The sequence below is a fragment of the Psychrobacillus sp. genome (assembly GCF_056205495.1).
The window spans coordinates 1-14,813 of record NZ_JBAEAP010000080.1 but is presented as its reverse complement, the minus strand read 5'-3'; the positions used below and the strand labels follow the sequence as shown (position 1 = coordinate 14,813).

General features: G+C 37.5%; 12 protein-coding genes. 6 read left to right on the top strand and 6 right to left on the bottom strand.

Annotated features, from left to right (window positions below):
- A partial coding sequence (locus AC06OU_RS02560; protein ID WP_475853762.1) for a BRCT domain-containing protein occupies window positions 1-519 on the top strand: 519 nt, incomplete at its 5' end.
- 295 nt (window positions 520-814) lie between these two features.
- Complete coding sequence (locus AC06OU_RS02555) at window positions 815-1,666, top strand: MBL fold metallo-hydrolase (RefSeq protein WP_475853761.1); 852 nt, start codon at window positions 815-817, stop codon at window positions 1,664-1,666.
- Between the two features lie 77 nt (window positions 1,667-1,743).
- On the opposite strand, the gene AC06OU_RS02550 is transcribed toward AC06OU_RS02555, so the two are convergent.
- The 4 genes from AC06OU_RS02550 to AC06OU_RS02535 form a co-directional block, all read right to left on the bottom strand.
- Window positions 1,744-5,040, bottom strand: a complete 3,297-nt coding sequence (locus tag AC06OU_RS02550) for a DUF6359 domain-containing protein (RefSeq protein ID WP_475853759.1) — start codon at window positions 5,038-5,040, stop codon at window positions 1,744-1,746.
- A 619-nt stretch (window positions 5,041-5,659) separates the two neighbouring features.
- Complete coding sequence (locus tag AC06OU_RS02545) at window positions 5,660-6,100, bottom strand: hypothetical protein (RefSeq protein WP_475853757.1); 441 nt, start codon at window positions 6,098-6,100, stop codon at window positions 5,660-5,662.
- A gap of 164 nt (window positions 6,101-6,264) precedes the next feature.
- Window positions 6,265-6,906, bottom strand: coding sequence for a hypothetical protein (locus tag AC06OU_RS02540; protein WP_475853756.1), 642 nt, complete (start codon window positions 6,904-6,906; stop codon window positions 6,265-6,267).
- Window positions 6,907-7,123: 217 nt separating this feature from the next.
- Window positions 7,124-7,621, bottom strand: coding sequence for a TspO/MBR family protein (locus tag AC06OU_RS02535; RefSeq protein WP_475853754.1), 498 nt, complete (start codon window positions 7,619-7,621; stop codon window positions 7,124-7,126).
- Window positions 7,622-7,760: 139 nt separating this feature from the next.
- Between AC06OU_RS02535 and AC06OU_RS02530 the strand changes: the two genes are divergently transcribed.
- Window positions 7,761-9,152 carry a bifunctional metallophosphatase/5'-nucleotidase gene (locus AC06OU_RS02530; RefSeq protein ID WP_475853752.1) on the top strand — a complete coding sequence of 464 codons (1,392 nt, stop codon included), beginning with the start codon at window positions 7,761-7,763 and terminating at the stop codon, window positions 9,150-9,152.
- Window positions 9,153-9,164: 12 nt separating this feature from the next.
- On the top strand, window positions 9,165-10,211 hold the full coding sequence (locus tag AC06OU_RS02525) for a DmpA family aminopeptidase (RefSeq protein WP_475853763.1): 1,047 nt from the start codon (window positions 9,165-9,167) through the stop codon (window positions 10,209-10,211).
- A 70-nt stretch (window positions 10,212-10,281) separates the two neighbouring features.
- On the opposite strand, the gene AC06OU_RS02520 is transcribed toward AC06OU_RS02525, so the two are convergent.
- Window positions 10,282-12,423: a type IA DNA topoisomerase gene (locus tag AC06OU_RS02520; protein ID WP_475853750.1), complete on the bottom strand. Its 2,142-nt coding sequence runs from the start codon at window positions 12,421-12,423 to the stop codon at window positions 10,282-10,284.
- A gap of 301 nt (window positions 12,424-12,724) precedes the next feature.
- Between AC06OU_RS02520 and AC06OU_RS02515 the strand changes: the two genes are divergently transcribed.
- The gene (locus AC06OU_RS02515) at window positions 12,725-13,942 is read left to right on the top strand and encodes an MFS transporter (RefSeq protein ID WP_475853748.1); all 1,218 of its coding nucleotides are present in this window, start codon (window positions 12,725-12,727) and stop codon (window positions 13,940-13,942) included.
- Between the two features lie 20 nt (window positions 13,943-13,962).
- Here the strand turns inward: AC06OU_RS02515 and AC06OU_RS02510 are convergent, their stop codons facing one another.
- Complete coding sequence (locus AC06OU_RS02510; protein ID WP_169359058.1) at window positions 13,963-14,289, bottom strand: YflT domain-containing protein; 327 nt, start codon at window positions 14,287-14,289, stop codon at window positions 13,963-13,965.
- A gap of 136 nt (window positions 14,290-14,425) precedes the next feature.
- On the opposite strand from AC06OU_RS02510, the gene AC06OU_RS02505 reads away from it, so the two are divergent.
- Window positions 14,426-14,813: flavin reductase family protein (locus AC06OU_RS02505; RefSeq protein ID WP_475853746.1), on the top strand; the 388-nt coding region annotated here is incomplete at its 3' end.

The following is a 14,813-nucleotide window of genomic DNA, read 5'->3' as shown; positions in this document are numbered from 1 at the left end:
GCCAACTATTTAAGTATCCAATTCAAACATCATGATGCATTGGAGGATGCAAGAGCTGCAGCATTAATAACAATCGAAGCAATGAAAAAAACAAGAACCAGCTCATTAAAAGAAATGTCTCTGTTACACAAGATCAAAGTTAATAGTTCACATGATACTAAGAAAGCTCCTTCAGGAGTAAAAAAGAGCAAGGAAGACATGGCCCTTCCTTTTATAGTTCCAGACAAGATAGAGAAAAATACTCGTCATCCATTTTATGGTGCAAATATTGTTTTTACAGGAAAAATGGATTCTATGACAAGATCGAATGCAGCTAAATATGCAGCTGACCGTGGAGCTACCTGTAAAGGGACCGTTGACATAGATACAAATTTTTTAGTAGTTGGAGATCAAGCGCTTATGAAATATGTAGAAGGGATAAAAAGCTCCAAAATGCAAAAGGCTGAGGACTTAATCCAAAAGGGGATTCCTTTAGAAATAGTTGGAGAGCAGGACTTTTTAAGGTTAGTTAAACATTAAACATGGAATGATAAAAACAAGGGATGACTATAAAAGCCATCCTTTGTTTTTTTTTATACGTACACTAATTATTCTTTAATCATTTGGAGAGAGGTTTGATTATTGTTTCCCCATAGGAAAATATTAATGTAAGAAGAGAAGCTATATATCGAGACTATTGCAGAGACTTTATGGTATTTATATAAAATCAAGAGATAGAAGGTTTAAAATGGTTGGTAAAAGTGTAAACGATAATAAAGTATAAATTTGAGGAGGGAAGAGAAACTAAGATAATAATGGAAGGGGATTAAATATTATGGACAATTCGATATCTTACGGAGACGATTATAAGTATATTCCGACGACATCTGTTGGTAGTGGTGTAGGTTTAGAGATTCTACCAGATGTCTTTTGTTACACCATTCAAATTGTAAACGTTTGTTTAGTAGGGAAGCCAGGTACAGATGAGTTCGTTTTAGTAGACGCTGGAATGCCTCGATCTGCTGATAAGATTATAGAGATAGTGGAGGAGCGTTTTGGTGAGAATAAAAAACCAAGGGCGATCATCTTAACACATGGACATTTTGATCATGTAGGAGCTATTAAAGAGCTAGTTGAAAAGTGGAATGTCCCTGTGTATGCTCATCCACTGGAACTTCCTTTTTTAACGGGAGCGCAGGATTATCCAGATCCGGATACTTCCGTAGAAGGAGGAATGGTTTCCAAAATGTCTGGGATGTTTCCTGTTAAAGCAATAGACCTGGGAGATCATGTACACATCTTGCCAGAGGATGGCTCTGTTCCTTTTATGCCAGGTTTTAAGTGGTTTCATACTCCAGGTCATTCCCCGGGGCATGTTTCGCTATTTAGAAAAGAAGATGGACTATTGATTGCCGGTGATGCATTTGTTACGGTCAAACAAGAGTATTTATACAAGGTGTTTACACAAGAACAAGAAATAAGTGGACCACCTCGTTATTTGACAACAAATTGGGAGGATGCAGAATACTCCGTAAAACTTCTAGATTCCTTGAAGCCTGATATAGCAGTAACTGGTCACGGTCTTCCAATGCATGGAGAAATACTTAAAAGCAATCTGCATTTATTAGTTAGTGAATTTAAACGAATTGCCAAACCAAGCCATGGGAAATTTGTAGACAATGAATAAACATAAAAGAATCCTATCACCTTTTACAGGGATAGGATTCTTTTGTGAATGGATATCATTTTTACTTTTTGCTGTAACTATTTTCTTCCCATTTTTTCTGCTTGTACAATTACTTTAATAGTAACGGATTTGTTACTATAAGTAGCTTTAATGGTTGTGCTTCCAGCAGATTTAGCCGTAATTACTCCCTCATTGACAGAAATGATATTTTTATCATAGCCACTATATTCTGCATCTGCAGTTACATCAATAGTAGAATTTTTCTTTCCTTTATTATTTATCATAGCGGTAAGCTTAAATGTTGATGATTTATTAACATCTATTTTAATATGCTTTTGATCCACTTTTAGATTAAGGATATTAGGCAGAGATGGTGACTCTTGTTCCTTCAAGTCAACTTGAATAATAATTGGGTCGTGGTCAGAGGCACGTCCATGAATATCCATATAGTTAGCGTTGATATGAATCATATCCACTGCAGTTTTTTCTGCTAAATTATTTGTTATCAAAATATGGTCTAAGACTTGGTTGTTCCCTTGATAGTAATACGAGAATCGTTCACCTGCAGGAACTTTTTCTACCATATTAGTTAATATTCCGCCCTTTAAAGCTGCTAATGCAGGAGTGAACTCAAAGTCGTTCATATCTCCGGCCACTATAACCTTCAAGTTAGGGTCTTTTGCTTGTCCTGCTTTTACGAAATTATTAATCATAGTTGCAATCTCGATTCGCTCAGCTTCTGATCCTAACAAAGGTGGCTGGTTTTTCCCGAATAAAGGTTGATCTCCACCCTTAGAATTTAAGTGAGCACCAATTACAACTACTTTTTCACCTTGGAATTCAAATTGTGCAGCAAGTGGCTTACGGGTATTTTCCAAAGGTAAGTCTAAAATACGTCCAGGATTTAAAATGAGATTTCCTCCCTCATCCCAAGCAACGGAATCAGTTGAACTTCCTTTTGTACCCTCAGAAAGTGTTACCCTTTCCGGGTTGTATAGATAGCCAACTCGAATATTTCCTCCAGGTTGTCCACCATCACGATTATATTCAGGTGCAATATCCGTCCATTCGTATGCAGGTCCGCCTTCCTCCACAATGGCAGCAATTAATCGCTCATAGCTTGCAGAAGCATCGGAATTTCCAGAGTCAGTAGGACCGTCGTTATCTTGAACTTCTACTAATGTAATAATATCTGGAGATTTCATATTTTCAACAAATGATCGTGCAATTTTTACAACCTTCTCGTTTGGTGTGCTTTCGATGTTAGCGGAGAAATTCTCTATATTATAAGCAGCGACCGTCAGCTTTTCTTCGCTTGGAACAATCTCCGTTATCGTAATAGGCTTTTCAACACGAGTGATAGAAGGGAGTGATTCCTCATCAGTCCATAGCTTAAAGTTTCCAAAACCAAAGCCCATGACTCCGACAATCTCCTCTGTAAAATAATCACCAGATTTTGCATCATAGTTCTCATTATCGATTAATACTGTAATTCTTTCAGGGTTATAGTCATCAGCAGAAATATTAATACCACCTAGAGCATTAAATGTAGTATTAACCGAATTGCCAGCCACTACCACAATTTCACCATAGTCTTGAGGTCCAACGACTTTTGCATTTGGTACAGCTATGCGCATTAACTCCACAGATTCCCAAAAATCTATTCCGTCCTCAAGAGGATCGAAGGAAGTCAGACCATCGTTATCAATAAGCTCTGTCGGAGGATGAATATCCTCTCCGATTACTAATGGTTCTGGTAACTCTGCAGTTCCTGTTTTAAGTGTTTCAGTAGCTCTGATTCTAGTGATTGGTAGGTCGTTTGCTTTCATGTCAGAATAGCCATCGTAATACCATTCCTCTACTGTCCCGGCAACTGTTACTAAGTCGCCAACCTTTAAACCATTAGAGCTTTTATTAACAATAATTGCTTCAGATGTATGGTGGTTATCATCTGGGTTGATATCCTGAATAACAAAATTAGCTGAATTATACAAGTGTGTTACTACACCGGTAATATTTTGTACAGTTGCACCTTCATAATCAGAAAAGTGACCTTGTCCTTGGATATCACGGATAGAGAGATTATCTGTTTTTAAAACAGTATACGTAAACGTGAATATTTCTGAGGTATCGTCACCAATTGCGATTGCTTTAATCGTTGTATCTTTTGTTAATGTAATTGGTTCGGTATATTTTGTACTTGATACAGTTGGGGTGGAGCCATCTAGTGTGTAATAAATGCTGGCTGTCTCCCAAGGAGTCGTTAAAGTAATTTCTGTTCCTTCTGAGACGGTTCCAGGGTAGATATTTGGATACACGGCAGGCTTGTTTACTTGCTCAAAGCTTTCTAAACCAAGTGTTTTAACTTGGTAAGTAGTGTTAAAAATGGATCCAATACCAGATACATTAATTAAATCACCGTTTTTATATTGCTTAGTAAAGGTTTCATAATCAAGACCGTTGCGATTATCATTGCGAATAATGATGGATTCACCGTTTTCGTGTGTGGCGGTGAATTCAAAAGTTCCAAAATCATTAACCGCTGTTAAATTAGAAATCGTTACATTATTTAATAGTATTCTCTCGCCTTGTGTCTGTTCATTGACTCCAGCAGGTGTTATTTCTTGAACAGATGGTAAAGGGTTACCAGAAGAGATTTTTTTTATAGTAGTAGGCTGAATTTGCAGCTCTCCACTATATGGGCTAACCTTTCCTTCTAATTCAACGATATCCCCTGGATTTACATCAGCAGAGCTAGTATATGCATAGAGACCACCTGTTTCATCTTGAATATAGAAAGCTTTACCTCCCCAATAGCCAAGACCAGTTGTCACAGTTCCGGTCACACGTATCACTTTATTTTGGTCTGTAATAGATCGCGCTTCTGCAATATGATCTACTTTTTCAACGTCAGTCGGAGGGGTCTCTCCTTCAGAAGTTATAGTATAGGCACTTGCGCTTCTCATGCCAGGAACTGAGAAATAGGCAGCCAAAGTTCCTGTTACCGTAACCTCACTTTGGAACAAGCTTGGATTGTCTACTAAATTTAGTCCAGAACGTACAGTGCCGGTCGGAAGCTGTACTGGGAGAATATTAGCTGGATTAGTCTCTTCCGGGGAATCAGCTAAGCCAATGTTGGTTGCTACAGTAAAGGGTGCATCTTGGTCGTAAGATGTGCCAGACGATGCGGTACCTACTATATATCCTTGTACGGTTGCTGTTCCGGTGTTGTTGCTAATTGCGTCTGCCACTGAAATAGGTTCAGTTGCTTCGACTTTGGATACAGAGAGAAAAGGAATAACCATGGAAACAATTAACAGTAGCGAAAGGAATATCTTGCTAACTGCATTTTTATCGTTCACTCTTTTTATCATACATTCACTCCTAGGAAAATATTTTAAGTTCAAAAGGAGTATAGCAGAGGAATATTGCAAAATTATTTAATTTCCATAAATTTTTAGTTTTTTTATTAAAAACAGGATAGAGGTAAGGGATGTAGGAAATGATAGTAGGATAATGGATATACTTAAATGTAGTAATAAATATCGTAGGTTCTGAAAGGCTACTGAATAATTAGTATTAGGTGATCTTAGTTGGTGTGAATTAATAAAAAATCGTAGGGCTAATTATAAATAGAATATAATCGTTTGGGGAACCGTGGTTACAAAAGGAAATGCTTTGGGAGAATGGGAAGTTAATGGGTTAATCGGAGCTATAAGTGACTATTATAGTGGCCAATAGTTTCTAAATTAATTTTGTAAGTAAGACACTTTTATAAAATGCAATTTACTAATCAAACAGTAACAATTTCATATATTGATAGCAAAACTTAAGTAGGGATGAGTGTGACGGAAAAGTTAACACAACCGCGTGAGTATGCGGTGGCTTATCGCTCATCCCCCGGAAAGAGTAGACCATTTCTATCAATTAATGTATAAATTATAATCGCGAGCTTCTATTTGAAAAGAATCCTGCTTTTTAACTGGAGTCATATTATTCAGACACCACAACAGGCTTTAATTTAACTAGAATCGAGTCAGTGTCTAAACCTTCTCGTTCGTGCTCATCTACTACCCAGTTGATAGAAAGAAGCTGTCTTAGAGTACCTAATTGTTGTGGGTTAAGCTCTAATAATTCAAACGTATTATCGACAATTTTATAATCCTGTTCCTCTAGTTTGTTGAATTTCATTTTAAGTAAGTTCTTTAAACCATTAAAAGTGATAAATTTGACGGAGTAGCCATTTTCCAAGAGCTCAATAAATTGTTGTTTATCTTGGCTGTAAATATTAAGTAATGCTTCATATTCGGTAGAAAAAGTCTCCTCCCAGGAACGACCATCTAAATTATTAAGTAATTCCTGATTGGACATGCCATTACTTCGTAAGGATTCTAGCATAACTGCTTCCATCATTGATAGTTTTATATTTTTCATATTGTCACTCCCTAATGTGTTTATCTATTCCATTAAGTATATCAAAACAAATGAACAAACAAACCCCAGATTGATGTATACAATTTGGGGTTTATTCTTTATTTATTTAATTTCCATACTGCAAAGTTTAATCCTAAGGCAAAGGTTACTGGAAATGCATCTCTTTAATCAGGTGGAAGTTTATATGTAACATTCCCTTTTTCATCAAGGAACTCTAATTTAGGTATATCGTTTTCGTCAACAACCATTCTTATGCGTGAATTTCCTTTGCTATCCATAAGTTGTACCGAAATATCTCCGTTTTCCGCTTTACCCATATATGCTCGTTGAACACTACCTGCATACTCTTTCTCTATTGCTTCTTCTTTTTCTTTAGTTGTAAGATCCGATTTCTCAATTTGATTAGTTCTCTTTATCATTTCTCCAAGATTTTTATTGGGTCTATCAAAAATGGTAAATCCATAATTATGATTCCCGTTTTCGCCTACATACCTCATTTGTACAACTTGGTCCTGTTTATACTGGTCAAAGGTAAGTGAAGCAAAGGCGCTATAATCTCCATTTTCCTTAACTTCATCCCCATAAATTAAGCCGCCGCATTCATCACCCTCTGCATTATAAAACATTAAGCCTGAAATAGGATCATTTTTCCTGTGACCTGGAATAATATCTACTCCATCCATAATAACCGGTGGAATATTATCGTCATTAAACAAGGAGAGTCTTACTTTTCCTGATTTATCAACAATGTTTAAACGTTCTGCTTCAATCTTTGAAAATCTCTCGTTCTGGTTATCTAACACCATTTATCACCCCACTAGACATTTTGTACAACTAAAAATAAATTTGGATAAGCTGAAAATTAGCTTTAATTTTTACTGCTAATAAACTGTAATATGAGATTTCACAATGTCATCTAAATTTTTAAGACTTATATAACCCCATATATTTAATTATTTTACATTAATTGTATCAAAACCATAGATAAAAAAACACCAGATTACAAGATCTGGTGTTCTCAAGTTATTTATTTAATTTCCATACTGCAAAGTTTAATCCTAAGGCAAAGGTTACCCAGCCGATGTAAGGTACCATCAATGCGCCGGCAGTAGTATCTTTCTTTTGGAATTCATATGCTGTCATGGCTATGGCACCTAATAAAATGGTCATTTCAATAAGTGCTGTTCCTCTAAGACCCCAACGGAAAAACAAGAAAGACCATAAGAAATTTAAACCTAACTGTAAGTCATAGAGAGGTATTGCAGGTGATTCCTTATCCTCTTGTTGAACTTTTTGATCAGCTCGATATTTGGCTAGTCCCATCAATGCATATAAGGACGTCCATACTATAGGGAAGACGGGAGCAGGGGGAGCAAAGGAAGGCTGCTTAAGCTTTTTGTATTTTTTTTGTGCATTACGATTGGCTAACCATCCCGTAATAGAACCTCCTATAACAGGTACTAGAATGCTAATAGCTAATTTTTTCTTATCTAACTCACCGTTTACTTTTAATACTTCCATTTGATTACCTCCTAAATAGTCTTATGTAAAAATTATTCCCTAATTACATTGGAATACGCTTAAATTTTGTAAATATTAGAGTTAATGGAATTATTAGAATATGGTATGATAAGAGAATAATTAGGGGGAGACATAGCTCATGACAAGATTAAAAATCTTACATACGAATGATATACATAGTCAATTTGATAATTATAAAAAGATAGTTTCTTTAATTCGAGAGCATCGAGACGAAAATACGATTGTATTAGATGGAGGAGATTTTGCAGATTTTAAAAGCATCGAGCTACAGGGAACTAGGGGGATAGCGGCCCTTGAGCTGCTAGAGGCTGGTGGTTATGATGCAATTACAATCGGTAACAACGAAATGTTCAACGGGATTGATACGCTAGAACATATGGCTAGTAATAGCCCAATTCCTTTTATAAGTAATAATTTAGTGAAAAAAGATTTAACAGCTATAAAGGGAGTATGTAAGAGTACTATTCTGGAAAAGAACGGTTTGCGCCTCCTCATTACAGGCTCTTCCCCTGATATGGGAGTGTTTAACGAGGGTCTTGGCCTCTACATGAATGATTATACGGATGCTATCAAGGAAGAGATTCAAAGAAACCAAGGGAAATATGACGTATGTATTCTGCTAAGCCATGTGGGTACATTTGCAGATGAACCGTTAGCCAATGAAATAGAGGAAATTGATATTATCATATCAGCTCATGATCATAAATTATTCACAGAAGCTAAGTTAATTAATAATACGATTATGAATAGTGCTGGAAACTATGGGGAGTACCTAGGAATAGTTGAAATAGAAGTGACAAAAGGAAAGGTTAGCCTAATCCACTCTCAGACTATATCAACTAATGAAATACAAGAGGATCCTCAGGTTATTTCAGTTTTAGAAGTGAATAAAAAAAAGGCAGTTAACGTATTAAGTCAACCGCTATATACCTTAGGGAATCCTCTTTGGCACGATGTAGTGGAGGAGAATCCTATTAGTAATCTGATAGCGGATGGATTGAAGGATATGCTAAAGGCAGACATTGGACTTATTAACAGTGGTATTTGTAATGCGGGTATCTTCCATGAGATGTCTAGAAAAAAACTAATAGAAATTTGTCCTTCTCCCTTGAACCCTACTCTTTTTGAGATTCAAGGAAAGCATATTCAGGAAGCACTGCAATCATCCTTAGATGCCCAGGTTTGCTTGGCCGAAGGTCGAGGTCCAGGTTTTAGGGGGAGATTTGTGGGCAGATTACACGTGTCTGGACTAAAAATTGAGCACGATGGCAAGCATATTAAAACTATCTATTTAAATGAGATTCCAATTGAAGATGAAAAATGGTATTTAGTTGCAAGCACCGATTATTTGCAAAGGGGATCAGGTTATCCTAGTCTAGCCATTAATCGAAACGAAACTTATTGGGCAGAAGAGATTAAGGATATCATTCAAATATATGGAGAAAAACCTGAGTTCATAAAATCTGCTTATCAAAATAGGTGGATGGAAGCAGCTAAAATAAGGGGATAAAATATGAAGCAAATGAAAATACGACAACGTGGTGTGACAATAGGAAAGCTACCAGTGGGCCCAAAAAACTGTATTACAGATGTAGAGGGTGTCCAAGTTGGCCATGTAACGCTAGATCACCAACTTCAAGAGGGGGAGCATGTTTGTACAGGAGTCACTGCCATACTTCCACATGGCGATAACCTATTTCATCAAAAAGTTGTCGGAGCTAGCTATATATTAAATGGCTTTGGCAAAACAACTGGTCTAGTGCAGGTGGATGAGTTAGGGGTGATTGAGGCTCCTATTATGCTAACCAACACATTTGGCGTCCCAGCGGTCACTCAAGGAACTTTGGCGTATATGCTAAAAGAAAATCCTGATATCGGAGTGTCTACTGGGACAATTAATATTGTGGTCGGAGAGTGTAACGATGGCAGGCTAAATTCTATACGTGAACTTCCAGTGGAACCTAAGCATGCAATAGAAGCAATCCAAAATGCTACTTCAGAGGCTTCTATAGAAGGAGCAGTTGGAGCCGGTAAAGGAATGATTTGTTTCGGTCACAAAGGAGGGATAGGATCATCCTCCAGGATAGTGTATGATACATCCAGTGATACCGCCTATACCATCGGGTGCATGGTGCTAAGTAACTTTGGAAAGAAAGAAGAATTCCAGGCAGAACGGTATAATGCAAAGGATGATAGTTCCGTACCGTCGTATCCTACACCTGCAGATGGCTCCATAATAATAGTTTTAGCAACGGATGTACCTCTTGGAAATAGTCAGCTCAAGCGAGTTGCCAAGCGTTGTGGTATTGGCTTAGGAAGGACAGGAAGTCACTTTAGCAATGGAAGTGGCGATATTGTTATCGCATTTTCAACTGCACATAAAATTCCACATGTCTCTGAGAACAGCGTGGAGCCAAGGAGTGTTCTAAGGGATGATCATGCTGTCATGAATGACCTGTTCCAAGCTGCTGCAGAAGTGACGGAGGAAGCGATTGTAAACTCATTATCTCAAGCTGTTATTACAACAGGACGTCTAGGTGAGACAGTGTACGCCTATCCATTTGAATAAAAGAAAAAGCGAAAGGAATCGAGGTAAATGGCTCGGTTCCTTTCACTCTTTAACCTGTAAACAGTCTGGGTTATTTAAACTCTAGTTTTACTTTGCCTTCTTCTAAAGCAAGCTTTGCATCAAACTTTTGTCCATTTTCCGCTTCAAACCCCTTGATAATGTTTGTTATTCCTTTTGTACAAAGCAGCTTGATTTGACTAGGAGTAATTTTTTTCTTTAAGAAAAATCCATTAAATGTTTGAGTACACCCATTTTTATAATTGGTACAGCCGTAAAAATTTTTACGTGCTACAATGGAGCCTTGTCCACATTTAGGGCATGGAGCAATCGGTTCCTGCTTAAACTTTGCATATTTCGAACTTGGTTCTCTTGGAGGAAGCTTGATCGTAATGTTTTTGGTTTTAAGTTGGGTAGGTGTTTCATTAATCAGGCTGTAGATAAACTTGGCTATGCTACCAAGAAAACGATCTTGAGAGCCTTCACCATTTCCTATTTTCCGTAAATAGTTTTCCCATTTCGCAGTCATAGAAGGGCTGGAGAGAAGGTTTCCTTCAAGAGCCTGACAAAGAACACGCCCTTTATCAGTAATAGAAACTATATTTTTGGTTACCTTTATATAGTTGTGTCTTTTTAAGGTTTCAATAATCCCACTTCTTGTGGCCTCGGTTCCTAAACCTTCTACTTCCTTTAAAATCTCCGTTTCATCTTTATCTTCTATTAGCTTTCCACAGGTTTTCATCATTGCTATTAATTGACCCTCTGTATATGGCTTTGGAGGGGTTGTCTTGCCTTCTTTAATTTCAATCTTACTTGAAACTGATTCCTGTTCGGTTAAAGGGGGAAGCGTTGGTTCTTCTTTTTCCTTTTCATTAGTCGAACGAGAAAAAAGAGCCTTCCAGCCTTTGTCGACCTCTGTTTTGCCGGTTGTAAAGAATAGTAATCCGTTTACCTCAGTAGTAACCTTTGTTTCTGTGTAAAGATAGTCCGTATGAAACATTCCAAGTGTCGTACGAATAATTTCCTCGTAAAGATTTCTCTCTACCGGTGACAGTCTAGCAAGTACAGATTGGGATGGAATCTTTTTAGTTGGGATAATTGCGTAATGCTCCTGTACCTTTGAGCTATCCACATAACGTTTTTTCGGAGAGCGAGAGGCAATGGGAAACGATTGACTAATTAGTCGTTGATAATCCTCCACTTGTCCAACGATATAAGCAAACTCATTTGGAGTAATATGACGAGAATCTGTTCTTGGATACGTCACCAGCTTTTTTTCATATAGTCCCTGCATCGTTTTTAAAACATCTGCTGGACTTACTTTCCACAATCTATTGGCTGTAGCCTGTAATGTCGATAGCGAATGTAGCTGCGGCGGCGGAATTCTTTTGTCCTGTTTTACTACAGAGGTTATCACACCTGGAGAATTAGGCTGAATACCGTGCTTAGCTAAAAGTGCTTGAATAATTTCTCTCTTTGGCTCCTTGGCCTTAGCCTTTCCCTTATAGCTTCCATGATCCGCAGTAAATACAGCTTCTATTTCATAAAAGGGCTCAGATACAAAATTCTCGATCTCCATATGACGCTGATAAATCAAGTATAGTGTAGGGGATTGTACGCGTCCTATAGGAAATACGTCTTGTATGCCTTGTTCTTTTAATAAAAGGGAATATAGGCGAGAAGCATTCATACCAACAAGCCAATCACTGATTTGTCTAGCTTTTGCCTCTTCATACATGAGTAAGTCCTTTTGATTGTTCTGCAGGTTAGTAAAGCCTTTACGAACTTCATCTACTTCTAGTGAGTTAATCCATAAACGTTTAATCGTTTTCCCTTTGGCGCCTGTTTGGTTATATATACTATAAAAGATGTTAGAGCCTTCACGGTCAACATCGCATGCATTAATGACTGTGTCGGTAGATTTGATGAGTTTTTTCACTATCGTAAATTGCTTTGCTTTCCCTTTAGCTACTTGAAATTCATAGCGTTCAGGTAGTATCGGAAGGCTAGCGAGTGACCATCTATTCCACTTAGGATCGTATGCTTTAGGTTCCTTCAATTCTACTAAATGCCCAATTCCCCAAGTAATAAAAGCTCCTTCGGGAAAGATAGGTGAGGGGAGAATTTCAATATAGCCTTCATGGCGTTTTACTGAAAAAGCGTCTGCATATGCCTTCGCTTGACTTGGCTTCTCAGCGAGTATGACTGGTTTCACAATTTCACCTCTTCAAGATTCATATATTTATTGTGCATTAAATTGGGGCAAAATACAAAGGGCTAACGTATCTTAAATTTTCAGCTATAATTCTGGCTATTTCAGCTTGAAGAAAGATTAATTGGCACTGTTAATATTCTTTAACATTAACCTAATTAATTTTGCTATAATTATGACAATTAATATGGAGCTAGGATTGACCACTCACTTGAGGGAATTGTAGTGAGGGTATTGATTAAGAAGAGGTGGGGCTCTTATAGCTTCAGCTATCTTTGTGGCTTCCTGAAAGAATGGGATAAAATTGAGTGATTCAAGTAATTTTAAAGGATATTCTATTAGAGATTTTCAATTTTGGAGAATAGTAGGGAGCCTGGGCTTAGCGTCCATGTTTATATTCGGTTCTATGTATTCAGTTCAACCAATACTTCCGATGTTTACGAAGGAGTTTGGAGTTAAGGTTTCTTACTCTAGTATGATGATGTCCTTAACAACAGTAGGTCTTATAATTGGTTTAATCGTTTTAGGTTTTTTCTCTGATCGGATAGGCAGAACTAATTTCGTTAGATTTTCTATAATTGGCTCGGTGTTTCCTTTTTTTCTTATGACTCTTTCGGATAATTTTGTGTGGATTATTATTTTGCGATTTATCCAGGGCTTCCTACTTGCTGGAGTGCCAGCTGCAGCATTAGCCTATATAAGTGAGGAAATAGATAAGAGATTTTTGAGTGTAGCAACCGCCCTATATATATCCTGTAATGCTTTAGGAGGGATGATAGGGCGCGTCGTGACAGGTTACGCAACAGAGCACTTCTCTTGGGAAATAGCTTTTTATATTTTAGCGTTTAGTGGCATATTTGTTTTTATATTAGTGCTGGTTACGTTACCTAAATCTAGAAATTTCCAGCCTCAGGAAGCGAGCTTTAGAGATGATTTAGATGGCTTTGCTTATCATTTTAAAAATCCTTCCCTGCTGTTAATGTTCGGATTAGGAATTGTGCTTCAGCTATCTTTTACTGGGATTTGGACATATATACCATTCCATCTGACTAATTCACCTTTTTCACTTTCAATTGATGCTGTTTCAAATATATTTTTCGCATATGGGCTTGGGGTAATTGGCTCCCCGTTAGCCAGCTGGATGGCAGGAAAAATAGGACAAAGAAAGGTCCTCATATCTGGAGTTTTTATGCTGAGTATGGGTATTTTACTTACTAACAGTAGTTCAGTTTGGATGATTGTAGTCGGCTTGTGTGTAGTGTGCTTAGGATTTTTTACAGCCCATTCCTTGGCAGCGTCCTCCGTTAGTAGAGAGGCAAGTCATCATAAAGGGAGTGCCTCCAGTCTATACCTCGTTTCGTACTATATAGGGGTAGGGGTGGGAAGTACCTTATTAGGACCGCTATGGGAACGACTTGGATGGAGTGGACTTGTTACATTTACAGCTATAGTTCCAGTGATTTATGTAGTTTTTGTCATGTTAATACAATATTGGAACGCCAAAAAACAGCCCCTTGTTTAACAAGGGGCTGTCTCTACTACTTATTTAGGATCATGAGCAATAATTACTAGTTTGCCTTGATCTAATTCTTTTTCTGCAGCTTCTGCTTCTTGAGTGGTTAATCCTGCACCGCTCATTTTAGCTCGTAGTTCATCTCCACGTGAAGAGAACATATTCTTCATTGATTGAAGGAATCCCATTTCCTTCACTCCAACATCAGAAGTATCCAATGCGTCATTTACGTCGTCTGCACGATCTTTTGAATGTGCAAAAATATGAATATGGTCTTTATGGTACCCTTGAGTTTCTAATCGTTCAATTTCTTGCTTAGCCTGTACGGCATTTTCTACAGTTAATTTGACTGTCATATAAAATCCCTCCAGTATTTGTTCTCCTTCATACTTTACCCGTCCTGAATAAATTTAAACTAAATACAAAACGTATTATGTGAAACAATAAATGGTATTTGTTATGATGAAAGAAAAATAGAATGGAAGTTGCCGGATGGAAAACCAATCTAAACGAATAGAAAGTTTTAAGGCTGCAATGGGAAATTACCCGACAGGAGTAACCGTGGTAACTGCTTTAGATCAACAAGGTAAGCCGATGGGAATGACTGTTAACTCCTTTGCATCTGTCTCTTTAGATCCATTACTTGTTCTCTGGTCTATTGATAAAAAAGCGTTCTTATATGAAGAATTTTTAAAGGCGGACAAGTTTGTAGTGAACATATTAGCAGAGGATCAAAGTGACCTTTGTAATTTGTTCGCCAGCAGAGTGGAAGATCGTTTTTCTGGCTGTGAATGGCGAGCATCCGAATTAAATCAGCCGATATTAGCAAATAGTCTTTCTGTTTTGGAATGTACATTATTTAAACAAGTAGACGCTGGTG

Bases quoted from the DNA above. Each gene is read 5' to 3' on its own strand.
- AC06OU_RS02555 (WP_475853761.1), top strand. From the start codon at position 815: ATGGACAATTCGATATCTTACGGAGACGATTATAAGTATATTCCGACG.
- AC06OU_RS02550 (WP_475853759.1), bottom strand. From the start codon at position 5,040: ATGATAAAAAGAGTGAACGATAAAAATGCAGTTAGCAAGATATTCCTT.
- AC06OU_RS02510 (WP_169359058.1), bottom strand. From the start codon at position 14,289: ATGACAGTCAAATTAACTGTAGAAAATGCCGTACAGGCTAAGCAAGAA.
- AC06OU_RS02545 (WP_475853757.1), bottom strand. From the start codon at position 6,100: ATGAAAAATATAAAACTATCAATGATGGAAGCAGTTATGCTAGAATCC.
- AC06OU_RS02530 (WP_475853752.1), top strand. From the start codon at position 7,761: ATGACAAGATTAAAAATCTTACATACGAATGATATACATAGTCAATTT.
- AC06OU_RS02535 (WP_475853754.1), bottom strand. From the start codon at position 7,621: ATGGAAGTATTAAAAGTAAACGGTGAGTTAGATAAGAAAAAATTAGCT.
- AC06OU_RS02540 (WP_475853756.1), bottom strand. From the start codon at position 6,906: ATGGTGTTAGATAACCAGAACGAGAGATTTTCAAAGATTGAAGCAGAA.
- AC06OU_RS02525 (WP_475853763.1), top strand. From the start codon at position 9,165: ATGAAAATACGACAACGTGGTGTGACAATAGGAAAGCTACCAGTGGGC.